Here is a 22,997-nt window from a genome sequence, read left to right as displayed (position 1 = left end):
CCAACGCGCAGTCGGCGCAATCCGTTCAAATTAAGGCGCAAAAATTGCAGAAAGTTCGGAACCACATGAAGGGTGCACCGTTAAAGTAGTGTCAGACTAGAGTTTAAAGCCGGAGCCGAATTTCATGGCAAGACGCTATTCTCGCCGGGCCGTTTTGGCCCAAATCGCCGTCGGCGCCGGTATCGCAGGGGCCGGTGCCCCAATTCCCCACGCTTTTGCCGCCAGTGATGAGCGACCTTGGGCTTTCTTCACAGATGACGAAGCCCGCTGGACCGCCGCAGTGGTTGACGTCTTCATCCCGCAGGACGAATTTCCCTCCGCCTCGCAGGCCGGAGTGGTGGATTTCATCGACCACCAGATGGCGACCGCTTACGGTTCCGGTGAAGGGCTTTACCTTGAACCGCCCTTTCCCACCGGGGTTCCCGAACAGGGGTACCAATTGGAATTTACCCCGGCTCAGCTGTTGCGCCAAGGGATCGAACAGGCCCGCCAGCTGGGTGAGATCGCCCCGATGGATGCCCCGACCCGCGCCGCGTTTGTCGAGGACGTGTCGCAGCGCGAGGACCTCACCGGCACCCTGATTGCGGAACTATGGAAGCTGACCAAGCAAGGCTATTTTGCCGACCCGATCTATTTGGGCAACCATGATTATGCTGGTTGGCGGATGGTCGGCTTTCCCGGTGCGCATGCCTATTACATCGCACGGGTGGATGAACACAGGCGCTCTGTCACGCCCCCCCCACGCGGCATTGCCCATGACCGCGGCGGCCCCCCCTTGCCGCCCCGGGCGATCGGCGGAGGAGCGGACTGATGGCGCGCAAGTCCCTTCCCAAGACCGACGTTCTCATCATTGGTGGCGGCTGGACCGGCCTGACAGCCGCTTACGAGTTGGCTCATGCCGGACAGCGCTGCGTGGTGCTTGAACGCGGCAAGAAACGCCATACCGCCACGTCCTTTGCCGCGCCCGCAGAACATGACGAGCTGAAATACGCCCATCGCTACAGCCACATGATGGATGTCAGGAAAGAGACCCTGACCATCCGCAACTCGCGCGACCAGCAGGCACTGCCGATGCGCCGCCTGGGATCCTTCTTGCCCGGTTCCGGCCTTGGAGGCGCGGGCATCCACTGGAACGGTCAGCTGTGGCGGCCGCTGCCGTCGGATTTACAAATGCGCAGCCATTACGAGGCGCGTTACGGCAAGGATTTTATCGGGCCTGACCTCAGCGTGCAGGACTGGGGCGTGACCTATGAGGAACTGGAGCCGCATTTGGATTTCTTCGAGAAGGTTTGCGGTGCTGCCGGACAGGCGGGCAATCTGGGGGGCGAAGCCCAGCCCGGCGGCAACATATTCGAAGGGCCGCGCAGCGCCGATTACCCTAATCCTCCGATGCGGCAACCCGTTTCCAACACGCTGTTTGGCGAGGCCGCAGCGCGCCTGGGGCTGAACCCCTTCCCGATGCCCTCCGCCAATGTCACCCAGGCCTATGTGAACCCCTATGGCGCGCAGCTGCATCCCTGCACCTATTGCGGCTTCTGCGAACGGTTTGGCTGCGGTTATTACGCCAAGGCGGATCCGATCATCTGCGTCTATGATCGGATCAAGGACCATGAGAATTTCGAGATCCGCTTCGACGCGCAGGTGCTGCGGATCGAGAAGAGCCCCGATGGCAAGACTGCCACCGGGGCCATCTACCTTGATGAGACCGGCGAAGAAGTTTTTCAGCCGGCCGATACGATCTGCATGAGCGCCTATGCCTTGTGGAACGTGCATCTGATGCTGGTCTCGGGCCTGGGCAAACCCTACGACCCGGAAACCCGCACCGGCGTGGTCGGGCGCAACTATGCCTATCAGACCATCGCCGGGGTTGATGCCTTCTTTGACAAGACCGTCGAGACCGATCCCTACATGGGCGCGGGCGCGCTGGGCGTGGTGATCGACGATTACAACGGCGACAATTTCGACCACGGCGAGTTGGGTTTCGTTGGGGGTGGCTATATCGCCTGCAAACAATACCACGGCCGCCCAATCGGCTATCAGCCCGTGCCGGAGGGAACGCCCAAATGGGGCGCCGAGTGGAAGCGCGCGGTGCGCGAGAACTACAACCATCACGCCGATCTGGTCGTGCATGGCTCCTCGGTTTCCACGCCTGAAAACTACCTTGACCTCGACCCCACCTGGACCGACGCCTATGGCCGTCCGCTGCTGCGGATGACCTTCGATTTCCCCGACAATGACCGCAAGATGTCGGACTACGTGATGCAGCGCGCCATAGAGGTGGCCCGCGAGATGGACAACGTAACCTCCGTCAGAGGAACCAATCTCGCCGGGGTCGACAAGCACTATGACATCGTTCCCTACCAGACCACGCATAACGTCGGCGGTGCGGTGATCGGCACCGACCCCGAAACCAGCGTCGTCAACCGCTATGGCCAGATGTGGGATCACCACAACGTCTTCGTCTTCGGCGCCTGCCTGTTTCCGCAAAACCTTGGCTACAACCCCACCGGCCCGCTGATGGGCCTCGCCTATTGGACGCTGGAGCACATGAAACGCGACTACCTGCCCAACCCTGCTCCCCTGATGGATGCCTGAAAGAGCCGTGACCGATCGAAAGGACCGACCCATGACAATCCGCACCGTTCTGACATCCTGCACCGCCATTGCGGTCCTGGGCATCTCAGCCGGTTTCATCCGGGCCCAGAATTACGAGGCCGCTCCGGGTATCGCGGCGATGGAGGACCGGCTGGAGGACGCGTTTCTGCGCTTCAACGCGACGGTCAATACCGAGGTGGACGACGATGTGCTGGAACTGGGGCGACTGGTGGCGATGGGCGGTTCCGAGGCGGGCGACAGCGGCATGGCCTGTATCACCTGCCACGGCGGTGATGGCACGGGGGACGGCTCGGGAGCCTTTCCGCGGCTGGCCGGTCAGGCGGGCTGGTACACCTACAAGCAGCTCAAGGATTATGCCTCTGGCGACCGGCAGAACCGGGTCATGTCGGGCATCGCCAAAAAGCTGACCGAGAAAGAGAAGGAGGCGGTCGCAGCCTATTACGCTACGATTTCAGCGCCCTACCCCCCACCCTTAGCCGATGTCGATGGCATGACTTTGCAATGGGGCGGACAATTGGGCGCCGTAGGCTCCGCCGAACGCGGCGTGCCGGCCTGCGTGAACTGCCACGGGCCAAGCGGCCTCGGCAACCCGCCATCGGTGCCCTATCTCGCCGGGCAATACGCCAGCTACATGGCGCATCAATTGCAGATGTGGAAAGAAGGCAAACGCGACAATGACGTCGATAATGTCATGTCCGCCATTGCCAAGAAGATGACCCAGAAGGACATCGAAGCCGTCAGCGCCTATTACAACCGCGTCCGCCCGACCCGGCCGTTGCCGCCGGAATTCTCGCCGCTGCTGACCCCCTCCACGGCGCCCTCGCAGTGAGCTGACGAATGCGTCTTTTCGCCATCATATCGGTTCTGCTGGTGATCGCCGCCGCGATGGTCTGGTCCGCCCTGCCTCCGCAGAGCAGCCTCGCCGCCGTGCTGGCCGACCCTGCCCGCGAAGCAAGTCGACAGGCCGCTGAGTGGTACCGGATCCACATCCGGCAGGGCCTGACCGAGCAGACACCGAACTATGACGTCGCCTCGCGCCGTTTCCTGAATGCCGACCCGCAGCGCGGCGCAACCCTAATCCAGCAATATGGCTGCGGAGCCTGCCACCAGGTCCCGGGCATCCGCGCAGCGCAGGGCACAGTCGGACCTGATCTGCACGACTTCGCCCGACAGTCCTATGTCGCGGGTGTGCTGCCGAATAGGCCCGGCGATCTGACCCGCTGGTTGATGAACCCGCCCGCCCATAGCCCCGCCACTGCCATGCCGAACCTCGGTTTGGACCACCAAGAGGCCCGCGACATCGCCGCCTACCTTCTGGGATCGGAGGTGCGCGAATGAGCGGTATCGCAAAGTCCACGCTAGGGGAATATGGCGCGCAATCGGCACTGGCACCCGAGGGCGTGGGTGCCACGGCGATCAATGGTCTGACCATCGGCATGACCGTGGCCTTTGGCGTGATCTTCGTGCTGCTTGTCCTCTTTGTCTGGGCCGTGCTTGCCGGTCGCCTGGCCCCGCACCGCTGGTGGATCTGGGCGGGCGGCATCGCGCTGCCGCTCGTGTTTGTAGGCGTGCTGATGGGATTTTCCACCGTGACGCTGCAACGCATCACGGCTGAGGAGCCGGACGCGCTGGTGATTGAGGTGACCGGCAAACAGTTTTGGTGGGATGTGATCTATGACCCCGAGGGGTGGGCCTTGCGCGGGGCCAATGAGATCGTCATTCCCAAGGGCCGTCCGGTCACCTTTCGCCTGAAGTCCGACAACGTGATCCACTCCTTCTGGGTGCCCAAGCTTACCGGCAAGATGGACATGATCCCGGGCCGCGTGAACACTCTGCCGGCGATGGCGACCCAAACCGGGCGCTTTCGCGGCCAATGCGCCGAGTTCTGCGGGCTGTCCCACCCCAAGATGGCCTTTGAGGTCGTCGTGCTGGAACCCGAAACCTTTGATGCATGGATGCAGCGCACCAGCGGCGAGGCGCGGGATGCTGCCCGGTCCGAATTGCTGCGCGGCCGCGACGTGTTCATCGAAGCGGGCTGCCCGGCCTGCCACGAAATCCGCGGTGTGGCCGAGGGCGGCGTGCTGGGCCCGGACCTCACCCGTGTTGGCGGGCGCGGCAGCCTCGGCGCAGGTATGTGGCGGATGAACCAGGGCACGCTGGCGGGCTGGATCGCGGATCCGCAAGCAATGAAGCCGGGCGCCAAGATGCCCTCCTACAACCACCTGCCGGGGCCCGACCTGCGCGCGCTTTCGGCCTATCTGGCAAGCCTGAAATGAGTGGCCTTGAATGAGCGAACGCACCGCATATGTCGTCGACCTGCCCGAGGATGAGACCTATTCCGGCAGCGCCAAGGGCGAACCGGACAAGGGGTTCGAGCGCATCTGGGACGCGCCGCCGGGCATCCGCTATTTGTCGTCGGTCAGCCACCGCGTCGTCGGCAAGCGCTTTCTCGTCACCGGTTTTGTCTTTTTCCTGATCGCCGGCGTTCTCGCTCTGTTGGTGCGCACGCAGTTGATCGTGCCCGACAACACATTCCTCGACTCCGAGACCTATAACCAGGTCTTCACCATGCATGGCACGATCATGATGTTCCTCTTTGCCATTCCGATGCTGGAAGGCTTCGCGGTGCATCTGATCCCCCTGATGGTCGGCGCGCGCGACCTGGTGTTTCCCCGGCTTGGGGCCTTTGGCTATTACTGCTATCTTTTCGGCGGCATAATCGTGCTGTCGTCCTTCCTGTTCGACGCCGCCCCGGCAGGCGGTTGGTTCATGTATGTGCCGCTCTCGACCAGCGTATATACGCAGGACTTGTCGGCGGATTTCTGGCTTATCGGCATCACCTTCGCCGAGATCGCCTCGGTCACCGCCGCGGTGGAGATCATCGCCGCGATCCTTTGCACACGCGCGCCGGGCATGAGCCTGACCAAGATGCCGATCCTGATGTGGTATCTGCTGATCACCGCCTTCATGATCGCCGTCGGCTTTCCACCGCTGATCATTGGCTCGATCCTGCTGGAGGCCGAGCGGCTGCTGGGCCTGCCCTTCTTTGACATCACGCTTGGCGGCGACCCCTTGCTTTGGCAGCACCTGTTCTGGCTTTTTGGCCACCCGGAGGTCTATATCATCTTCCTGCCCGCTGCGGGGATGGTGGCGACGATGCTGCCGACCTTCGTGGGCAAACCGCTTTTTGGTTATGGCTTTGCCGTCGCGGCGGTGGTGACCATGGGGTTCCTGAGCTTCGGTCTCTGGGCGCATCACATGTTCGCCACGGGCCTGCCGGTCATGTCCCTAACCCTGTTCTCGGCGGCCTCGACGATGGTGGCGATCCCCACGGGGGTGCAGATTTTCTGTTTCCTAGCGACGCTGGCCCAGGGCCGTCCGCGGATGGACGTGCCGATGCTTTTCATCCTCGGGTTTCTGTTCATCTTTGTGCTCGGCGGGCTGACGGGCGTCATGGTCGCCGCCGTCCCATTCAACCTGCAAGCCCATGACAGCTACTTTGTCGTGGCGCATTTGCATTACGTGCTGATCGGCGGCTTCGTCTTCCCGATGTTCGGTGCGCTCTATTACTGGATGCCGCAGTTCACCGGGCGGATGATGTCCGAGACCCTAGGCCGCTGGGTGTTCTGGTTGATGTTCATCGGCTTTAACCTGACCTTCTTTATGATGCACCTCACCGGCTTGCGCGGAATGCCACGGCGGATTGCGAGCTATCCGGAGGGGCTGGGCTGGGACCGGCTCAATATGCTGTCCTCGATCGGCTCCTATATCCTGGCAGCCGGCGTGGCACTCTTTGTATTTGACTTCTTCTGGCACAAACGCAATGGCCGACGGGCGAAGCGAAACCCCTGGGGGGCGGCGACGTTGGAGTGGCTGTACCGGCCAATCCCGCCGGGGTTTAACTTCCACGCCATCCCGGAGGTCCGCTCGCGCGAGCCGCTGTGGGACCAGCCGGAGCTGACGGACCGCCCGGGCCGCGAAGTCGAAGGCGCGCTGCGCCCCTGCACCGATCATCGGCGCGAAACCATGGGCAATGATCCGATCACCGGTGCACCCTTGCAGATCCTGCGGCTGCCGCACCCCACCTGGGTGCCGCTGATCACCGCCTTCGGTCTGGCGCTTGGCTTTGGTGCGACGCTGGCCTCGGCTTATTGGCTGGTGGCGGTCGGCTTTGCCATTACGCTCGCCGGGATCACCCGCTGGGTCTGGGAGCCTTCGGACAGCGGCGTGCTTCGTGACAGCGGGTTGCGCGGGTTGCGTTTGCCGGTCAATGCCGTCGATCCGCGCAGCCATCTGAACTTCGCGCTGATCGGCACAATGCTGATCTCCGCGGCGCTCTTTACCTCGCTGCTCTTTGCCGGGCTATACCTATGGAACACGCAACCGCACTGGGCCGAGATCACGCCCTCAGCCGAACCGCTTGCGGCGGGCGTGGCGCTGGCTCTGTCGCTGATGCTGCTCGCGCTCAGCTGGGCCAGCCGACGGGCGGCCTTCGGTGCCGCGGTCAAGCCGGTCATCGTCATTGATCTGGGCCTCGCGCTCAGCGCTGCCGCACTCGGGGCGCTGCTGTACCTGTCGATCCGCCCGATTGATCCCTACGGCTCTGCCTATGCTGCAGTGGGTTGGGCCCTCTTTGCTTTCGTGCTGAGTTACCTGGCGGTGCTGATCTACTGGTCGCTCGTCAATGCGCTGCGTAAGGCCGTGGGTGCTGTGAAACCGGGGCAGATGCTGCCGAACCTCTTGATTGCCACCTATGCGCGCGTTGTGGCGATCATGGGCGGTGCAGCAGCGGTCGCCTATCTGCTGGCTGGAGGTGCGGTATGAGGCAGCTGATCCATGGCATCGCCAAGCCCGTGCTGCTCTGGGCACTGCATTTCGCGGCGATCTATGCGTTGATCTCGGCTGCCTGCGCGCCGCGTGCCTTGCTCGCCAGCGAGCACCTTGTGATCGCCGCAACCGTGCTGACGGCGTCGGCCGCGGTCTTGCAGATCTTCTGGATGTGGGGGGCGTCTCACCGCAGAAGCCGCACGCGGCTGACCAGGGACGATTTTGCCCTGCTGCGCGCCGGGTGGTGGTCGGGGCTGATCTCGCTCATCGCGATATTCGCCAATCTCACACCGGTGCTGATCCTGCCCGGTTGTCACGGGTAGAAAGGAGCCAACATGACCCAGGACGCCTATACCCCCTTCTGTGGCACGCCGCCCCTGCCGGGCGATCTGCTGACCCGCTGGACACTGGACCCCTTCCTGCTTGCCGGCCTTGTGCTGTTTGCCGCCCTGCTCTGGCGGCAGGCCGAGCGCCGGGGGCACGCGATGGGCGCTGCGGCTCTGGTGGCGCTTCTCTTTGTCTCCCCGCTATGTGCGGCTTCAATGGCGCTGTTTTCGGCGCGGGTCGGGCAGCATATCCTGCTGACGCTGGTCGCCGCGCCGCTGATCGCTGCTGCGCTACCGCGACTGAGGCTGCCGGTCTGGCCTGTGGCCCTGGCCTTTGCACTGCTCTTCTGGGTCTGGCACAGCCCGCTGCCCTATGCCGCTACCTTGCAGTCAGATCTGACTTATTGGGCGATGCATTTGTCGCTCACCGGCACGGCCATCGCCCTGTTCATGGCCTTTCGCGCAAATGAAGCACGGGCGACGCTGCCGGCCGTCTTTACCGCGGCGCAGCTCACCGCATTTGCCGTGACGCTCACCCTGGCGCCCACCGCCTGGCACGATTGGCACGCGCTGACCGCCATGCCCTATGGGCTCTCGGCGTTGGCCGATCAGCAACTGGCTGGCGCACTCATGTGGGTTGCGGGCGGAGGGCTTTTTATGGTGCTGGTGGCCTTGCAGGTGCGCCATTTCCTGCAACAGGACGCCACCATCCAGGACGCGGCCTGAGCGGATCAGTCGGCGGCGAAGGTCTCCTGTAGGTCATTTTGCGCGTCACGGCGCAGGACCACGACCAACGTATCGCCTTCCTGAAGGGAAACCTCCCTGTCAGGCAATTGCTCCTCTCCATCCCGGATCAGCGCCACGACACGCCCGTCACCCGGTAGGTCCGGCACCTGCTCACCCGCCAGCCGCGCAGGGACGCTTACGCGGGTCAGCATGAGACCTTCCTGCAGCAGCGGTTCTTGCATCGCATCATCATCGCCGGTCAACACCTCCACAATGTCATCGGCCACTCTGGCATGGGGATTTATGACATCGTCCAGACCCAGTTCACCGCAAACGCGCAACAGTGCATTGGAGGTGATCTGTGGGATCACCCGCCCGTAGCCGATGGAGCGGGCGATGAGCGCGGCAAGAATGTTGATCTCAGAGGCGTTGGTCACGGCGATACAAACGTCTTCCTCGCCGCGGAACGCCTCCCGGAGCACATCGGGGTTACCGCCGTCGCCCTCCATCATGCCACAGTCGATCTCTTCGGCCGCCTCTTCCAGAAGCTCGCGAGACTTGTCGATCAGCACAACCTCGCGGTCGGTCTCGATCAGTTGCTTGGCGATGGCGAGGCCAAAGCTCGACGCGCCGACGATGATGATGCGCATGGGTGTTCTCCTATGATCCCCTGGCCCAACTGCGCGGCAGCAACAGCGCCAGCACGGCGATAAATTCCAACCGCCCCAACCACATCGCAAACGCCACCGAGAGCTTCAGATCGGTCGCCATGTCCGCGCTCACGGTGCCGGCCGATAAGCCCACCGTCGAAAGGGCCGAAATGCTATCAAACAATGCCGACAACGGGGCATAGCCGTGCACCACAAAGTGAAACCACAAAAGCCCCGCGCAAGAGAGGTAGATGAGGATAGTGGCCAGAAGCGACACAACCGCCCGGGTCGAGACCGGGTGCCCCTCGTGCCGCAGCGGGACGACGGCATGATCGGTTATGCGTACATGCTGGACCGCATGGACCATCACACCGATGCAGACGTGCAGCCGGGTCAGTTTGAGCCCACCCGCAGTCGATCCCGCATCGCCACCCCAGGCCATCGCCAACAGCAGGATCAGAAGCGCCGGACCAGCGTCATAGGTTGGCCCGGTGAAGAACCCGGCCGTGGTCAACCCCGATATCAGGTTCAGCGCGTGGGCATAGAGGGTGAGCTCTCGCTCCTGCGAGGTGGCCACCACGGCCACCAGATAGACCAGCAGCATGAACGCTATCGCCGACAGCACCCGCTGCACCGAGCCCAGCTCCCATGCGTCGCGGTGCCGCCCCTGCCCGATGTACACAAACACCAGCAAAGAGATCGCCCCCAGCACGGAGGAGAGGATCACCACCGCCTGCCCCAGGTGGGAATAGCTGGCAAGACTGTCGGCCCGCGGAGAGAACCCACCGGTCGAGATGGCCGAGAGCGTCAGCACCAACGCCTCGCGCCAATCGGGGATCACCAGCATGGTCAACACCACCATACCCAACGTTAGTGCGCCGTAGACCGTCAGCAATTGCCGCGCCTGCTGGCGGGTCGAGGAAATCCGGTCGCCCTGCTGAATATCGACCTGCCCAAGCCGCCGCGCGGGCCGCCCGCGAGGCAAGAGGAGCGCCAACACCGCCGTAGCCATGACCAGCCCGCCGCACCACTGCATCCAGCCGCGCAGAACATGGCCCGCGAAGGGCCAGCTTTCGGCCTCCTGTGCCAAGCTGAGACCGGTTGTAGTGATGCCGCTGACCGCCTCGAAAAAGGCATCAACGAAGGGCATCCCCAGCACGATAAAGGCTGGCATGGTCAGAAGGGCGGCGATCAGAAAGACCAGCGCCACGGTCATCATCGCCTCCACCCCGCGCAGGTCCTCTGGCAGTGGGCGCGCGCGCACGGAAAAATGTATCAGCCCCGAAAGGGCAGCTGGGGCAAGCAGGACCAGGGCCAATAGAAAGTCCCCCTCCACCAGCGCCCAAGCGCCTGGAGGCAAGCAGAGCACAGCGAAAATCAGGGCATGTTTGCCAAGAGTCAGCGCAATAACGTGCGGACGCGCCACGGTCATCACGGCCATAGACCCCGACCGAAAAAAGGAAGCAGGGCGGATGGCCATCAGGACCCAGCCTTCTGTTTCCGGGCTTTCGGCACCCTCGTTTCTGATGGTTTACTGGGCATCAGGCGGGGTCTGCTGGTAGTAAAGCGCCACGGCCTCAGTCTCTTCCGGAGTCATTGACTTGGCGATCTGCTTCATGATGTTGAGCGGGCCGTTCGCCCGGTCTCCCTCGCGCCATGCAACAAGTTGATCGGCAATATATTGTGCCGACTGCCCTGCCAGCCGCGGGATAGCCACGCCACTTGTATCACTGCCACCGTGGCATTGGTTGCAGGCCGTTACCGTTTCGCTGCCGGACGCCGCAAGCGCGCCGCCCTGTTGCACCAGATCGGTCGGCGCCTCGTGATCAAACTTGGAGAGTTTCGGCGCGACTGAGGCATAGTAGTCTGACACTGCCATGCGCTCCTGTTCGCTCAATTGCATGGCGATCGGCACCATGACGGGCGACAAGCGCGCGCCGGACATGAAGGCATCGAGCTGTGCAGCGAGATAGTCGGCGGGCAATCCAGCCAGCCCCGGCATATCACCCAAGCCCGCTCCGGCGTCATCCAGCCCGTGACAGGCCATGCATTTCATGCCGACCCCGCCCGATTGCGCGCCGCCAGAGGCAACGGCACGGCCCAGAGCGGTGTCGGGCGTCCGTTCGCCCCCTCCTTCGGCCCCGCCAAAAAGAGGCGGCGGTGTTTGTGCGTTCGCCGCACAGGCGAAGAACGCGGTGAAGGGCAGTAGAATGGTAAATCTCATGGCTCAGCCCTCCTCCAGATCAGCGAATTCGGCGCGCATGCGTTTCACCTCTTCGGCAGAAACATCGCCTTCGTAGTCATTGCCCAGATTGGTCTGGATGAAGGAGACCACAGCCGCAACCTGCGCGTCGTCCAGCCACTCGTCAAAGGCGGGCATAGCACCATTGCCCTCAAGGATCAGGTTGATCGGATAGCGTTTGTGAGCAAGCCGAGGATTGGACGCCAGGGCGGGGTATTTTCCGGCCCCGTGGGCTCCTTCGCCTTCGGGACCGTGGCAGCCGGAACAGGCGCGGCGGTACAGCTCGGCACCGTCGCTGTCGGTAAACTCATCTGTGGTCGAGCCAAGCGCGCGCCGCCCCGCGTCAACCTGGGAGTTGTCTTGTTGCGCCAAGGCCGGCTGGGCCAGCGCAAGAAACAACGGCAAGATCAGGTAACGCATGGCTCATCCCTCCTGCACGGCACGGTCGTGCACCTGTCGCACCGCATCCAGCGCCGAGAGCAAGGACCCCTCCTGCCAGCCGGGGAGATAGCTGATGTGTTCGCCCGCGCAGACCAGCCGGTTGTCCATCGTCGCCGCGATCTCATAGTCGCGACCGCGGTCATCCCAGTCGGAGTAGCAGCCCAGCATCCAAGGAACGCGGTGCCAGCTCAGGACCACACCATTGCTGAACTCATCACGGTACTGCGGGTGAATGCGCGCCCCCTGCTCGAGCACGGTCTTCAATCGCTCGTCAGGCGACATGGAGTTGAACGCATAGGCTTGCGGCCCGTACACATAGGCCCCCAGCAAGACACCCGGCCCGTCTGAATGCATTTCGGAGGAAGGATAGCTGATCTCAGCGATCGGCAGATCTGTCAGGGTGATGCCGCCGTAAATCTGCTCGTCCCGCTCCCAAAAGCGGCGCTTCATCTCCAGCCCGGCCTTAACGGCCTCATGGTAATGCAACGCCCGCATGACCCGGCGCAGGTCGGCCGAGACGTCGACGTCAAGCTGGCTGAGAATGGTGAAGGGGATCGTACAGATGCAGTAGTCCGCCGTCTCCACGCCGCCGCTGCCCTCGCCATCGGCACCGGAATATCGAATCTCGACGCCATCTTCGGTCTGAATGATGTGGTCGACCTTGGCGTTGTAAGTGATCACGTCCTCCACTTCGCGGGCAAAGGCATGGGCGATTTCCTCCATACCGCCCACTGGCTGGAACATCGGCGCATGGTGGCGATAGGTGGTGTGGTTGCGCATCTTCTCCCAGAAGCGCGATTTCAGAATGTCGGTCAGTTCAATCGGCTCGGAGGGTTCGGGTGCGGCATCATAGAGCCCCCCACCCGGTGCCCCGTAATCCGGGTAACCTCGGTACTCAGCGGTGTCGAGACTGGCCTCATAGGCGTAATCCTTGTTCAGCACGCCAAAGGATTTCAGCGATTCCAGCAGGATCTCAGTGTCTTCCTTAGCCAGGGCACTGTCGAGCCGCCCCTTGTCGACGGATTTTGCCAACAATTCAGTGATCTGGCCCACGTAATCGGCCCAGGCATGGCCGTAGCGGATCGGCTTGCCATCAAAGGCCGTCTGGGAGTGCAGATAGGCGTTGTGGTTTTCCTGAACAAAGACTTCGAGCGGCACATTCAACCGATGGCAATAGTCCAACAACGCCAGGTGGTGATGCGGAATCCGCCATGGTCCGATGTTGATATACTGCCCCTTGGAGAATTCGACCTTTTGTTTGTAGCCACCCAGTTCCTCGATCTCATCACCGCCTTTCAGGGTCCAGCAGCGACCGCCGGCGCGCTTCTGGTATTCGAGAATACTGACCTCATAGCCCGCGTTGCGCAGCTCTAACGCGGCGCACATTCCGGCAAGCCCCGCTCCCAGTACCACAACCTTTCGCCCCTGCGGCGCACCGGACAACTCGATGGGACCTTTATAGGGGCTTTGCCTGGCATGACCCAAGGACGACATCGCATGCAGCATGGTGGAAGACCCCGCGGCAAGGCCGATCATTTTGAGAAGATCACGCCGGGAAGGAGGCCGGGCATTGGAGGGTTGGGACATGAGAGACCGCTCCTCTGTAAGGTGAAATTTCACAGCAATGTGAGAAATAAACGCCTGCCATGTCTGCTTGGTTCCGAAGAAATGCGCATTTGGGGGCTGGCCCGAACCGCAGGTCCATTCTATCTGAACGGGTATCCTCCCGCAGGGCGTCGCGCACAAAAATGATCTGCAGCTCAGGTCCCTGCCCTTGCCCAACTGCACTGTGCTGCGCGACCGGATGAAAGACGGGCCAGCCCCGCGCAGCCTATGATCAAGATCCTAAAAGGAATGAACACTCGCCACACCGACCGACAGCCGTGAACGACGTGAATCACCCTTCCCGGCTCAGGTCTCCCTCCACCGGGTGCGCGGTTAGCGGCGGTGCCGCGTGGCGCTCGCGCGTTTCGGGATCGCTGCGCATGATGACCCTAAGCAGGCCCCAGCCGAAGATCGCCAATTGGAACACAGACAGCGCCAGCGGCAGGCCGCGCGGACCCATGAGGTCCAGCAGCCAGCCGGCAAAGAATGGCCCAACTGCGGCCCCGATCCCCTGCATCAACACCAGACCCCCCGACACTGCCAGAACCGCAGAACCCGGGGCTCGGTCATTCACATGGGCGATGACAATGGCCTGCGCCGGCAGGATCAGCCCGCCGATGGCAAAACCCAGAACCAGCAGCAGCATGCGCGACGGCGCGGAGAACGGGAAAGTCACCAGCATCAGCACCGCCCCGGCCAGCGCCAGCCCAATTCCGAGGCCACGGCGGCTGACACGGTCGGAGAGCCAACCAAGTGGAAACTGCAAAATCAGCCCGCCGATGGTGAACGCGGCAATCAACAGGGCAATCTGCGACTGGGCATAGCCGATCTGCTGCGCAAAGAGCGGCGCCAGTCCGTAAAAGGTGCCAATCGATGCGCCCACCAGCGCGGCCGCGACAGCCCCGTAGGGCGACAACCCCCACAGGCGTTTCAGCGACGGCGGCTCCTGGATCTCCTCCGTGCTTGGTCCGCTGATCCGGGTGAGCGAGATTGGCACCAGCGCCAGCGACATGACGATGGAAACCAGCACGAACAGGATGAATTCCGCGGGATCGCCAAGGTTAAGCAGGAACTGCCCCGCCGCACCCGCTGCCATCCCGACCATACCGTAGACCGCCAGCAGCCTGCCACGTTGCGCGGAACTGACTGAAGCATTGAGCCAGCTTTCCGTTACGATGATCAGCCCGGCAAAGGCAAAGCCTGTGCAGATCCGCACCAGGATCCAGATCCACGGATCAATGAAGGCCAGATGCATCAGCGCAGCCGCCGAGGCAAGCGACGCCAGACCGGCAAACGTGCGGATATGCCCGACCCCGTCGATCAACCGCGGCGCAGCAAAGGATCCTAGGCTCAGCCCCGCAAAGAATCCCGACATGATAAGCCCGGTGGTCGCCCCGCCAAAACCTTCGAGGCCGGCGCGCACCGCAAGAAGCGTTCCTTGCAGCCCGTTGCTCATCTGTAACAAAGAGAATCCCAGCAACAGGGTGAAAAGGGGCCATATTGTACCGCGCATGTCCTTCGTATCACCCATCATGGTTTGAACACTCGGAACGATGATAAAGTCGGCCGAACCAAGGGGGCTACGAATTTTTCCAAGCCCCCCGAGCCCCCCGGAGACGAGGTGCGTCCGCTATCTGTCTATGAAACCTTAGCGATTTTCCCATGGCCGATCAAACATCAGCGTAAATCGCCACAGGCGCTGACGCCGCACCTGTAACCACACACCCTGTCGTAATGGAGAACACGAACAAAGCACTGGGAGTCCGAGGGTTTTCGTGCAGGATCCGGTCCTACAACGCTGACCAGCGGACTGCCAGCTGGGGCACCGGGTTTCGAATGCTTGGTAAGCAATCGATGCAAGATGACGTTTTAAACTCAGCCAGAGTCTCAATCAACGCATTCAAATTCCCTGCGATGCGCCACATCTGTCGTCAACCAAGATTTACGCAGCGTTAAGATTTCATCAACCTTGCGTTGATAGTCTGCATTTCTGATTTGCATCATCATCGGAGCGGCGGAATGGTACGATCCAACTCGATCTTCCGAACGGCAGAACCTACCGAACCCCGACTCAGTCTTAATCTTCCCTGCGTCATTCACCTGGAAACGGGGGCAATCGCGGCAACGGTTTACAATATCAGCTACAGTGGGCTGGCGGTTCGCCTTCCGGCCGCCCAAAACCATTTCAACCTCGCAACGGTACGCGCTTTGGAGGTGCCTGACATCGGTGAATTTGCCCTACGCTCGCGCTGGCGGAAGGCCGATCAAATTGGGTTTGCTTTCGCCAGCAGACGCAGCGCCCGCCCGATACTGGAGGCCTATTTCACGCAGACAGGCCAATATCCGGATTGACCCCGCAGCGCGCCGCTGCGGGAGCTTCCCGTTCGACTATCCAGTCAGGGCCTCGACGAGAGCCTGCAACAGCCGCGCCTGCTTTTGCGTCGTTCCCAGGCTTGGCGGCCAGGTAAGCCAGTAGCCGTCCACCGTCGACATTTCCGGTGCCGGCACACAGCGCAGCTGGTCGTTCTGGAGAAGGCGGCGTGCCAACACACAAGACCCCAGCACCACACCCTGTCCAAGCCGCGCCGCCTCAAGCGCGTGGGACATCGAATCCACGGAAATCACACCGCGTGCGGGCACCTCTTCACCGGTGATCCGGGCCCATTCCGCCCACCCCGGCCGCTCGCCGCGCAGTTCAATCACCGGATGTTGCTGCCAGTCCGCCGACAGCGACGGCGCAACCATCGGCCGCATCACCTCGTTTGCCAGCAGCGCCACCTCCCGCCGCTCCCAGTTTCCGCGTCCATAGCGGATGTGCACCGCATCTTCGGCAGCGTCGAATTCCAGCCGCTTGGGGACGGTTTCCATGGCGATCCGCAAGTTCGGGTGCTCCGCTGAAAACCTAGCCAGACGCGGCAGCAGCAGTAGATCCAAGTGTCCGGGCAATGCCGCGATCCGCAGCTCACGTAGACTGTGGTCAAACAGGGTGCGAGTGCCTTGGGCAAGCGTCAGCAACGTGTCCTGCACCAACGGCAGGTAGCTCTCGCCATCCACCGTCAGCACGACACCGCGCGCCATTCGCACAAACAACGGCCGCCCCAGCCATGTCTCCAAGTTGCGTATGCGCTGGCTGACGGCCGCTTGGCTGGTGCCCAATTCCTCAGCAGCGGCAGTAAAGGTGCCATGCCGACCTGCCGCCTCAAACACTCTGAGCCAGTCAAGCGGCGGCAGCCCTGGCCGGGCGACACTGTCAGACATAAGATTTCCTTGCCCTAAGCCCCAAATATCCGTCGTTCTCTTGATGGCTTCATTCCGTTAGCCACACAAGCAGGAAACGGAAAACTGGAGGCCCGCATGCCCGCCATCCTCGCCACTGACACATCAGGACAATTTCTGACCCTGAATTTTGCTGACGGTAGCCAAAGCCGGTTTCACGCGATCTGGCTGCGCGACAACGCGCTGGACCCAGAGACCCGCGCGCCGGGCAATGGTCAGCGCCTGATAACGCTGTCCGACATACCCGAAGACAGTCGGATCCGCAGCGCCGAGCTGCGCGACCAGCATCTGGACGTGTGTTTCGATCCCGACGGAAAGACCGTGACCTTCCCGCTGACATGGTTGAAAGAACACAGCTACGACACGGAAAACACACGGGACTTCGGACGGCTCCCGCCGGAAGTCGAAACCTGGGACAGCACCAGAACCGCCCCCACCTTTGCCTGGCAGCAGGTTCAGGATGAGCCGCAGGTCAAACGCGACTGGCTGGACGCCGTCGCACGCTTCGGCTTTTCCAAGCTGACCGGCGGCCCAGTACGCGAAGGCGCGCTGGTGGACTGCGCGGCGATGTTCGGGTTTGTCCGCGAGACCAATTATGGCCGCTACTTCGAGGTTCGCACGGAGGTGAACCCCACCAACCTCGCCTTTACCGGCCTCGGGCTTCAGGCGCATACCGACAACCCCTATCGCGATCCGGTGCCCACCCTGCAGATCCTCTACTGTCTTGAGAACTCAGCCGAGGGTGGTGACAGTATCGTGGTGGACGGCTTTCGCGCCGCCGAACGGCTGCGCCAGGACAATCCCGAGGGTTTTGCGCTGCTGGCAGGCTACCCCGCACGGTTCGAATACAAGGGCTCTGACGGGGTGCACCTGCGCGCAAGCAGACCGATGATTGAACTGTCGCCAGACGGAGAGCTAATCGGCGTGCGTTTCAACAACCGCTCCGCCGCGCCGCTGGTCGATGTTCCTTTCGATCTGATGGAGGCTTATTACGCGGCTTACCGGCAGCTGACCAAGATCATCGATGATCCGGCGATGGGCATTGCCTTCAAACTGGAGCCGGGCGAAAGTTTCATCGTTGACAACACCCGTGTGCTGCACGCGCGGCTGGGCTATTCCGGCAGCGGCTCGCGCTGGTTGCAGGGGTGCTACGCCGACAAGGACGGGCTGCTGTCGACCCTGGCGGTGCTGAACGCAGAACGGAGGGGTTGAGCGATGAACAAACCGGATTTTAGCGTCCTCAACCGGGACAACATCGTGGCCTTCCTGGGCGACATCTTTGACCGGCGTGGCGACGAAGAATACCTGGGCGAGCCGGTGACCATGACTGAGCACATGCTGCAGGGCGCGACGATCGCCGAGCAGAACGGCCAGCCCGAGGAGATCATCGTCGGTGCGCTGCTGCATGACATCGGCCATTTCACCAGCGAGTTCGGAACCTTCAACATGGCCGACACAGAAGACCGCCACCACGAGGATGCCGGGGCCGAGGTTCTGGAGCGGTTCTTTCCCAGCGTGATCACCGACTGCGTGCGCTATCACGTGGCGGCGAAGCGTTATCTTTGCGCGACCAAGCCGGAATACTTCAAACGTTTGTCAGAGGCATCGATCCACTCGTTACACCTACAAGGTGGCCCGATGACCGCCGAGGAAGTCGCCGCGTTCGAGACCAATCCGAACCTGCCGCAGATTATAGCGGTGCGCTATCTGGATGAGGCCGGCAAACGCGCCGACATGCACACGCCTGACTTCTGGCACTTTGCGCCAATGGTGCAGCGGATGGTCGACAAACACGTGCAGACCTGACCATCTGCAAAAGCAAACGGCGCCCCTCCGGCGCCGTTTTCTGTTAGAATGCTTCGCGGGGTCGGATGCTGCGGATCAGGCGAACAACTCATGCGCCAGTTCCAGCGCCTCGATCAGAGTATCGACCTCAGCCTTAGTATTATAGAGCCCAAAGGACGCCCTGCAGGTTGCAGAGACCCCGAGGTGATCCATCAACGGACCTGCGCAATGATGGCCCGCGCGCACCGCGACGCCTTTCTTATCCAGGATCGTGGAAATGTCGTGGGCATGCGCGGCTCCCTCCAGCGAGAAGCTAAAAATTGCTGCCTTTCCAGGCGCTTGGCCTTGGATATTGACCCAATTCAGCCCAGCCAGGCGTGCCATGGCATAGTCGCGCAGCTCTGCCTCGTGGCGGGCGATGTTCTCCATGCCAAGCGCCATCATATAGTCCAGCGCGACGCCGAGGCCGATGGTCTGAACGATGCCCGGCGTGCCGGCCTCAAACTTCATTGGCGGATCGTTGTAGATCACCTGCTCCTTGGATACCTCGCGGATCATGTCACCACCACCGATGAAGGGCCGCATCTCCGCCATCCGCTCCGGCTTAATATAAATCGCGCCAGACCCGGAGGGGCCATAAAGCTTGTGCCCGGTGATCGCATAGAAATCGCAGCCGATGTCTTGCACATCTACGGGCATATGCACCGCACCTTGTGACCCATCGACCAGCACCGCCACCCCTTTGGCCTGGGCGGCGGCGGTAATGGCTTTCACGTCCACGACAGTGCCCAAGACGTTGGAGCATTGCGTCACCGCAACCAGCTTGGTGCGCGGGGTGATCGCCTCGATCATCTTTTGCGGATCCAGGCTGCCGTCAGCCTCAGTATCCACCCATTTCAGTACCACGCCCTGGCGCTCGCGGAGGAAATGCCAAGGAACGATATTTGCGTGATGTTCCATCACAGAAAGCACTATCTCATCGCCTGCCTCGAACCGCGGCATTGCCCAGCCATAGGCAACCAGGTTGATGCCCTCAGTGGTGCCAGAGTTCAGAACGATGCTATTTTCGTCGCCCGCGTTCAAAAACTGCGCAACGGTGCCGCGCACGGCCTCGTACTTCTCTGTCGCGAGGTTAGAAAGGTAATGCAAGCCACGGTGAACATTGGAATATTCCTCCGCATAAGCGCGGGTCACGGCGTCGATCACCACCTGCGGCTTCTGGGCCGAAGCGCCGTTGTCCAAATAGGTCAGCGGCTTGCCGTTCACCGTCCGCGACAGGATCGGAAAGTCGGCGCGGATTTTTTCCACATCATACATGTTCGGGCAATCCCAAATTGGTGGGGCCGATCAGGCCCAGCAGGAAAAGAAGGGCAAACACCAGGATCAGGCTGGCCATCAGCACAACTCCCAGCGCACGCCAGACGCTGTCAAACGCATGGGCGGCTTTGACAAAATGCAGCAGGATGAAGAAGACCAGAATATTGACCCCGATATTCGCCAAGGCCGCCACTGTCGGCGCCACGAGGAACAGCACGATAAGGGCCGCGTTCAACCCCGCCTGCATCAGCTGCAGCCAAGTCACCACCGCCAGCAGCGCCGCAAAATCGCCCTGCCCGCCCAGCCAGCGCCCGGTTGTCGAAAGCACAGCGATAAAGGCCACTTGCAGTGCCAGAACAACGGCGAAATACACGCCCGGGGAAAACCGCGGCAGAAGCAGGTCCGGCGGCAACGGAAACAGGATTTGCTGCAACGCATAGACACAGCTGTTCAGCACCACCGACAGCACAAACGCCGTCCAAAGCGCTTCGCGCGGCCAAGGTTCGGCCAAGATGCGGCTGGCAGCCAACTGCGGCGACCGCACCGTAACGACAGCAAAATCAAACAGCGTTTTCATCAACTTGCCCAGTATCCTTGAACCATTCCCGAGACGAAGAACCAACTAAAGGCTACACACCAGATGGCACCCACGATGTCGAGTGGCGCACCGGCTCCTATGAATCCGGCCACCAATCCATGCAGCAACAATACCGGGCTGGCGGCCAGGAAGGCCCAGAACAGCGCCAGCCGCGCCTTATGCGCCTCCCCGCGTCCACCTGACGCGCGGGCCAGCCAATGGGCCACCAACGCCAAGGTGTACAGCAGCAGCGGCGCAATAAAAACGATGCCCAACAGCGCCCCCCCCAGCAGCATGTTCAGCTCCTGACCGGTCAGATGCGCCTCTCGGGCCAGTTTCGGCATCTGCGCCACAAACGTCAGCACGCAACCGCTGAGCAGAAAAACCAGCAGCCGGTCTTCACGCGGCCCCATGCTGAGAAGCCGCGCAAAAACCTTGCGCGGCCCCAGGTAGGTTGCCGGAATGTCCGTCGTGACCGACATCAGTGGCGCCGGGCCAGCCAGCCCTCGAGCCGAGCGATAATGGCGTCCGCCACATCGCCGTTCTCGATCTCCTCGACCGCCTCGGCCAAGAAGGCCAGGGTCATCAGATCGGTCGCCTCGGCCTTGGACACCCCGCGCGAGCGCAGGTAGAACAGACCTTCCTCGTCGATCGCACCAGAGGTGGAGCCGTGCGAGCAGGCCACATCATCGGCGTAGATTTCCAGCTCTGGCTTGGCCAGGAACTGGCTGTCGCCGTCCAGCAGCAGCGACTGGGAGATCTGATAGCCGTCCGTCTTTTGCGCGCCTTCCTTCACCAAGATCTTGCCCTGGAACACGCCGGTAGCACCATTGCGCAGGACTTTCTTGAACACCTGGCGGCTTTCGCAGTTGACCGCGTCATGGGTGATAAAGACGGTGTCGTCGTGATGGAAATCCCCGTCGCCAACGCAGGCGCCGGCAATATGCGCAACCGCATCGTCGCCGGTCAGCTCCACCACGGCCTCGTCACGGGTCAGCACGCCGTTTACCGTCAGGGTGAAGGTTTTGAACACCGACTCCGTGCCCAGACGGGCAAACAAATGCGTCGCCGCGCGCCGTTCGTGGTCACGCCCTTGCGCCCGCACCAGATGCAAGCGGCCGGTGTCGGCAATGTCGATTTCCATGCATTTGTTGAACCGCGCCGCAGCGGGGCCGTTCTCCAGGAACGTCGCCTCAGCGCCTGCATCCACGCGGATCACGTGATGCAGGATCGCGTCGGAGGCCGCGTCGGTGTGGCGATAGATCAGGTTGATTGGCTTGGACGGTTTGCCGGTCACATGGACCACCACGCCATCTGTGGCAAAAGCGCTGTTCAGCGCCGCCAGCGGGCGCTGCACCGGGGTCTGGCCGCGGGCTTCAAGAACGCCATACAAGTCCTTGACCCAATGGATATCTTTCTTCTCCACCTCGGCAAGGCGTTCAATGCTGATGCCTTCCAGCGCCAGCTCGTCGGACGCCTCCGCATCAAACACGCCGTCGACAAAGACCACTTTCAGCCGGTCGAAGTCGTTGAACATCGGCGGCTCGCCGGTTTCAAAAACGGCGGCATGGGGGGCGTCGACCTGAACAAGGGTATCGGGACGCGTATACTTCCAGTATTCATCCCGCCGCCCCGGCAGGCCCATGGTCTGGACCCGCGACAGGGCCGCCTGGCGGGCCGTCGCAAGACAGCCGTCTTGCGGCAGCGACAACGCCGCCAGCCGCACCTCGGTTGCGGTTTGTTTTGCTTCTGCCAGTGCCATTACGCGTCCACCTCGGCCAGGATGCCAGCATAGCCGTTGTTTTCCACTTCCAGCGCCAGCTCGGGGCCGCCGGTTTTCACGATGCGGCCATCGGCCAGAATATGCACCACATCGGGTTTGATGTGGTCCAGCAGGCGCTGATAGTGGGTGATGACCAGGAAGCCGCGGCCCTCGTCACGCAGGGCGTTGACGCCGTCGGCCACCAGCTTCATTGCGTCTACGTCGAGGCCGGAGTCGGTTTCGTCCAGGATGCAGAGCTTGGGCTCAAGCATCGCCATTTGCAGGATCTCGTTGCGCTTCTTCTCACCGCCGGAGAAGCCGACGTTGACCGGTCGCTTCAGCATCTCGGCATCGATTTTCAGGGTTTTTGCCTTGGCGCGCACCTCTTTCAGGAAGTCGGAGGCGGACAGTTCGTCTTCGCCACGGGCCTTGCGCTGTGCGTTCATCGCGGTGCGCAGGAAGGTCATATTGCCGACGCCGGGAATTTCCACCGGATACTGGAACGCCAGGAACATGCCGGCCGCAGCGCGCTCTTCCGGTTCCATCTCCAGCACGTCTTCGCCCAGCAGCTCCGCCGAACCCTCGGTCACTTCATAGCCGTCGCGGCCGGACAGCACATAGGACAGGGTCGACTTGCCAGAGCCGTTCGGGCCCATGATAGCATGCACTTTCCCGGCCTCGACCTTAAGGTCCAGCCCTTTCAGGATCTGCTTGTCTTCGTCTTCAAGTTTGACGTGCAGGTTTTTGATTTCGAGCATTTTTTCCTCGTCTCATATTCTGGTACGGACGCCAGGTCCGCGTTATTCCTTGCCCCCACGGGGACGATTATTCCTGTGCCCGCGGGCGG

At 62.1% G+C, this 22,997-nt stretch carries 23 protein-coding genes; 11 read left to right on the top strand and 12 right to left on the bottom strand.

What is annotated here, in order from left to right:
* Positions 1–124 precede the first annotated feature (124 nt).
* The 8 genes from AC0IPL_RS07560 to AC0IPL_RS07525 are packed head-to-tail and all read left to right on the top strand — an operon-like array spanning position 125 to position 8,495.
* Positions 125–811 (top strand): gluconate 2-dehydrogenase subunit 3 family protein, encoded by a 687-nt coding sequence (locus AC0IPL_RS07560; RefSeq protein ID WP_474273283.1) that lies wholly within the window; start codon positions 125–127, stop codon positions 809–811.
* Entirely contained in the window at positions 811–2,595 is a 1,785-nt protein-coding gene (locus AC0IPL_RS07555) for a GMC family oxidoreductase (protein ID WP_474273281.1), read from the top strand. Before AC0IPL_RS07560 ends, AC0IPL_RS07555 begins: the two co-directional genes overlap by 1 nt.
* Before the next feature lie 31 nt (positions 2,596–2,626).
* Complete coding sequence (locus AC0IPL_RS07550) at positions 2,627–3,445, top strand: c-type cytochrome (protein ID WP_474273279.1); 819 nt, start codon at positions 2,627–2,629, stop codon at positions 3,443–3,445.
* Positions 3,446–3,453: 8 nt separating this feature from the next.
* Positions 3,454–3,954, top strand: a complete 501-nt coding sequence (locus tag AC0IPL_RS07545) for a c-type cytochrome (protein WP_474273277.1) — start codon at positions 3,454–3,456, stop codon at positions 3,952–3,954.
* On the top strand, positions 3,951–4,892 hold the full coding sequence (gene coxB, locus AC0IPL_RS07540; RefSeq protein WP_474273275.1) for a cytochrome c oxidase subunit II: 942 nt from the start codon (positions 3,951–3,953) through the stop codon (positions 4,890–4,892). Before AC0IPL_RS07545 ends, coxB begins: the two co-directional genes overlap by 4 nt.
* A gap of 10 nt (positions 4,893–4,902) precedes the next feature.
* Positions 4,903–7,440 (top strand): cytochrome c oxidase subunit I, encoded by a 2,538-nt coding sequence (ctaD, locus tag AC0IPL_RS07535; protein WP_474273273.1) that lies wholly within the window; start codon positions 4,903–4,905, stop codon positions 7,438–7,440.
* Positions 7,437–7,766: a hypothetical protein gene (locus tag AC0IPL_RS07530; RefSeq protein WP_474273272.1), complete on the top strand. Its 330-nt coding sequence runs from the start codon at positions 7,437–7,439 to the stop codon at positions 7,764–7,766. The genes ctaD and AC0IPL_RS07530 overlap by 4 nt, the downstream gene beginning before the upstream one ends.
* A 12-nt stretch (positions 7,767–7,778) precedes the next feature.
* The gene (locus AC0IPL_RS07525) at positions 7,779–8,495 is read left to right on the top strand and encodes a cytochrome c oxidase assembly protein (protein WP_474273270.1); all 717 of its coding nucleotides are present in this window, start codon (positions 7,779–7,781) and stop codon (positions 8,493–8,495) included.
* Between the two features lie 5 nt (positions 8,496–8,500).
* On the opposite strand, the gene AC0IPL_RS07520 is transcribed toward AC0IPL_RS07525, so the two are convergent.
* The 6 genes from AC0IPL_RS07520 to AC0IPL_RS07495 all read right to left on the bottom strand — a co-directional run bounded on the left by AC0IPL_RS07520 (position 8,501) and on the right by AC0IPL_RS07495 (position 14,946).
* Positions 8,501–9,145, bottom strand: coding sequence for a potassium channel family protein (locus AC0IPL_RS07520; protein ID WP_474273268.1), 645 nt, complete (start codon positions 9,143–9,145; stop codon positions 8,501–8,503).
* A gap of 10 nt (positions 9,146–9,155) precedes the next feature.
* Positions 9,156–10,409: a TrkH family potassium uptake protein gene (locus AC0IPL_RS07515; protein ID WP_474273266.1), complete on the bottom strand. Its 1,254-nt coding sequence runs from the start codon at positions 10,407–10,409 to the stop codon at positions 9,156–9,158.
* Positions 10,410–10,676: 267 nt separating this feature from the next.
* A complete protein-coding gene (locus AC0IPL_RS07510) occupies positions 10,677–11,369 on the bottom strand; it encodes a c-type cytochrome (protein WP_474273264.1) in 693 nt (230 codons plus the stop codon).
* 3 nt (positions 11,370–11,372) lie between these two features.
* Positions 11,373–11,807, bottom strand: a complete 435-nt coding sequence (locus AC0IPL_RS07505) for a c-type cytochrome (RefSeq protein WP_474273262.1) — start codon at positions 11,805–11,807, stop codon at positions 11,373–11,375.
* Positions 11,808–11,810: 3 nt separating this feature from the next.
* The gene (locus AC0IPL_RS07500) at positions 11,811–13,364 is read right to left on the bottom strand and encodes a flavin monoamine oxidase family protein (protein WP_474273260.1); all 1,554 of its coding nucleotides are present in this window, start codon (positions 13,362–13,364) and stop codon (positions 11,811–11,813) included.
* 361 nt (positions 13,365–13,725) lie between these two features.
* Positions 13,726–14,946, bottom strand: a complete 1,221-nt coding sequence (locus AC0IPL_RS07495; protein WP_474273258.1) for an MFS transporter — start codon at positions 14,944–14,946, stop codon at positions 13,726–13,728.
* Positions 14,947–15,452: 506 nt separating this feature from the next.
* Here AC0IPL_RS07495 and AC0IPL_RS07490 point away from each other — a divergent pair.
* Positions 15,453–15,785, top strand: coding sequence for a PilZ domain-containing protein (locus tag AC0IPL_RS07490; protein ID WP_474273256.1), 333 nt, complete (start codon positions 15,453–15,455; stop codon positions 15,783–15,785).
* A gap of 36 nt (positions 15,786–15,821) precedes the next feature.
* Here AC0IPL_RS07490 and AC0IPL_RS07485 read toward each other — a convergent pair whose 3' ends face one another.
* Positions 15,822–16,691: a LysR family transcriptional regulator gene (locus tag AC0IPL_RS07485; RefSeq protein ID WP_474273254.1), complete on the bottom strand. Its 870-nt coding sequence runs from the start codon at positions 16,689–16,691 to the stop codon at positions 15,822–15,824.
* Between the two features lie 96 nt (positions 16,692–16,787).
* On the opposite strand from AC0IPL_RS07485, the gene tmpA reads away from it, so the two are divergent.
* Both tmpA and tmpB read left to right on the top strand, forming a co-directional pair.
* Positions 16,788–17,921: a 2-trimethylaminoethylphosphonate dioxygenase gene (tmpA, locus tag AC0IPL_RS07480; RefSeq protein ID WP_474273252.1), complete on the top strand. Its 1,134-nt coding sequence runs from the start codon at positions 16,788–16,790 to the stop codon at positions 17,919–17,921.
* A 3-nt stretch (positions 17,922–17,924) separates the two neighbouring features.
* Positions 17,925–18,515, top strand: a complete 591-nt coding sequence (gene tmpB, locus AC0IPL_RS07475; protein ID WP_474273250.1) for a (R)-1-hydroxy-2-trimethylaminoethylphosphonate oxygenase — start codon at positions 17,925–17,927, stop codon at positions 18,513–18,515.
* A gap of 75 nt (positions 18,516–18,590) precedes the next feature.
* On the opposite strand, the gene AC0IPL_RS07470 is transcribed toward tmpB, so the two are convergent.
* From AC0IPL_RS07470 to sufC, 5 genes are read right to left on the bottom strand one after another with little or no spacing between them, the layout of a single operon-like run.
* A complete protein-coding gene (locus tag AC0IPL_RS07470; RefSeq protein WP_474273248.1) occupies positions 18,591–19,811 on the bottom strand; it encodes a cysteine desulfurase in 1,221 nt (406 codons plus the stop codon).
* The gene (locus AC0IPL_RS07465; protein ID WP_474273246.1) at positions 19,804–20,388 is read right to left on the bottom strand and encodes a YIP1 family protein; all 585 of its coding nucleotides are present in this window, start codon (positions 20,386–20,388) and stop codon (positions 19,804–19,806) included. The genes AC0IPL_RS07470 and AC0IPL_RS07465 overlap by 8 nt, the downstream gene beginning before the upstream one ends.
* Positions 20,388–20,870 (bottom strand): YIP1 family protein, encoded by a 483-nt coding sequence (locus tag AC0IPL_RS07460; RefSeq protein ID WP_474273244.1) that lies wholly within the window; start codon positions 20,868–20,870, stop codon positions 20,388–20,390. Before AC0IPL_RS07460 ends, AC0IPL_RS07465 begins: the two co-directional genes overlap by 1 nt.
* On the bottom strand, positions 20,870–22,150 hold the full coding sequence (locus tag AC0IPL_RS07455) for a SufB/SufD family protein (RefSeq protein ID WP_474273242.1): 1,281 nt from the start codon (positions 22,148–22,150) through the stop codon (positions 20,870–20,872). The genes AC0IPL_RS07460 and AC0IPL_RS07455 overlap by 1 nt, the downstream gene beginning before the upstream one ends.
* Positions 22,150–22,908 (bottom strand): Fe-S cluster assembly ATPase SufC, encoded by a 759-nt coding sequence (gene sufC / locus AC0IPL_RS07450; protein WP_474273240.1) that lies wholly within the window; start codon positions 22,906–22,908, stop codon positions 22,150–22,152. Before sufC ends, AC0IPL_RS07455 begins: the two co-directional genes overlap by 1 nt.
* Positions 22,909–22,997: the final 89 nt, after the last annotated feature.

The sequence above is a fragment of the Leisingera sp. SA32 genome (genome assembly GCF_056033425.1).
The sequence above is the reverse complement of the archived record's forward strand: the minus strand, read 5'-3'. Positions and strand labels throughout refer to the sequence as shown.

Coding starts and splice junctions, on each gene's coding strand:
- AC0IPL_RS07560 (WP_474273283.1), top strand. CDS start 125: ATGGCAAGACGCTATTCTCGCCGGGCCGTTTTGGCCCAAATCGCCGTC.
- AC0IPL_RS07555 (WP_474273281.1), top strand. CDS start 811: ATGGCGCGCAAGTCCCTTCCCAAGACCGACGTTCTCATCATTGGTGGC.
- AC0IPL_RS07550 (WP_474273279.1), top strand. CDS start 2,627: ATGACAATCCGCACCGTTCTGACATCCTGCACCGCCATTGCGGTCCTG.
- AC0IPL_RS07545 (WP_474273277.1), top strand. CDS start 3,454: ATGCGTCTTTTCGCCATCATATCGGTTCTGCTGGTGATCGCCGCCGCG.
- coxB (WP_474273275.1), top strand. CDS start 3,951: ATGAGCGGTATCGCAAAGTCCACGCTAGGGGAATATGGCGCGCAATCG.
- ctaD (WP_474273273.1), top strand. CDS start 4,903: ATGAGCGAACGCACCGCATATGTCGTCGACCTGCCCGAGGATGAGACC.
- AC0IPL_RS07530 (WP_474273272.1), top strand. CDS start 7,437: ATGAGGCAGCTGATCCATGGCATCGCCAAGCCCGTGCTGCTCTGGGCA.
- AC0IPL_RS07525 (WP_474273270.1), top strand. CDS start 7,779: ATGACCCAGGACGCCTATACCCCCTTCTGTGGCACGCCGCCCCTGCCG.
- AC0IPL_RS07520 (WP_474273268.1), bottom strand. CDS start 9,145: ATGCGCATCATCATCGTCGGCGCGTCGAGCTTTGGCCTCGCCATCGCC.
- AC0IPL_RS07510 (WP_474273264.1), bottom strand. CDS start 11,369: ATGAGATTTACCATTCTACTGCCCTTCACCGCGTTCTTCGCCTGTGCG.
- AC0IPL_RS07505 (WP_474273262.1), bottom strand. CDS start 11,807: ATGCGTTACCTGATCTTGCCGTTGTTTCTTGCGCTGGCCCAGCCGGCC.
- AC0IPL_RS07500 (WP_474273260.1), bottom strand. CDS start 13,364: ATGATCGGCCTTGCCGCGGGGTCTTCCACCATGCTGCATGCGATGTCG.
- AC0IPL_RS07495 (WP_474273258.1), bottom strand. CDS start 14,946: ATGCGCGGTACAATATGGCCCCTTTTCACCCTGTTGCTGGGATTCTCT.
- AC0IPL_RS07490 (WP_474273256.1), top strand. CDS start 15,453: ATGGTACGATCCAACTCGATCTTCCGAACGGCAGAACCTACCGAACCC.
- AC0IPL_RS07485 (WP_474273254.1), bottom strand. CDS start 16,691: ATGTCTGACAGTGTCGCCCGGCCAGGGCTGCCGCCGCTTGACTGGCTC.
- tmpA (WP_474273252.1), top strand. CDS start 16,788: ATGCCCGCCATCCTCGCCACTGACACATCAGGACAATTTCTGACCCTG.
- tmpB (WP_474273250.1), top strand. CDS start 17,925: ATGAACAAACCGGATTTTAGCGTCCTCAACCGGGACAACATCGTGGCC.
- AC0IPL_RS07470 (WP_474273248.1), bottom strand. CDS start 19,811: ATGTATGATGTGGAAAAAATCCGCGCCGACTTTCCGATCCTGTCGCGG.
- AC0IPL_RS07465 (WP_474273246.1), bottom strand. CDS start 20,388: ATGAAAACGCTGTTTGATTTTGCTGTCGTTACGGTGCGGTCGCCGCAG.
- AC0IPL_RS07460 (WP_474273244.1), bottom strand. CDS start 20,870: ATGTCGGTCACGACGGACATTCCGGCAACCTACCTGGGGCCGCGCAAG.
- AC0IPL_RS07455 (WP_474273242.1), bottom strand. CDS start 22,150: ATGGCACTGGCAGAAGCAAAACAAACCGCAACCGAGGTGCGGCTGGCG.
- sufC (WP_474273240.1), bottom strand. CDS start 22,908: ATGCTCGAAATCAAAAACCTGCACGTCAAACTTGAAGACGAAGACAAG.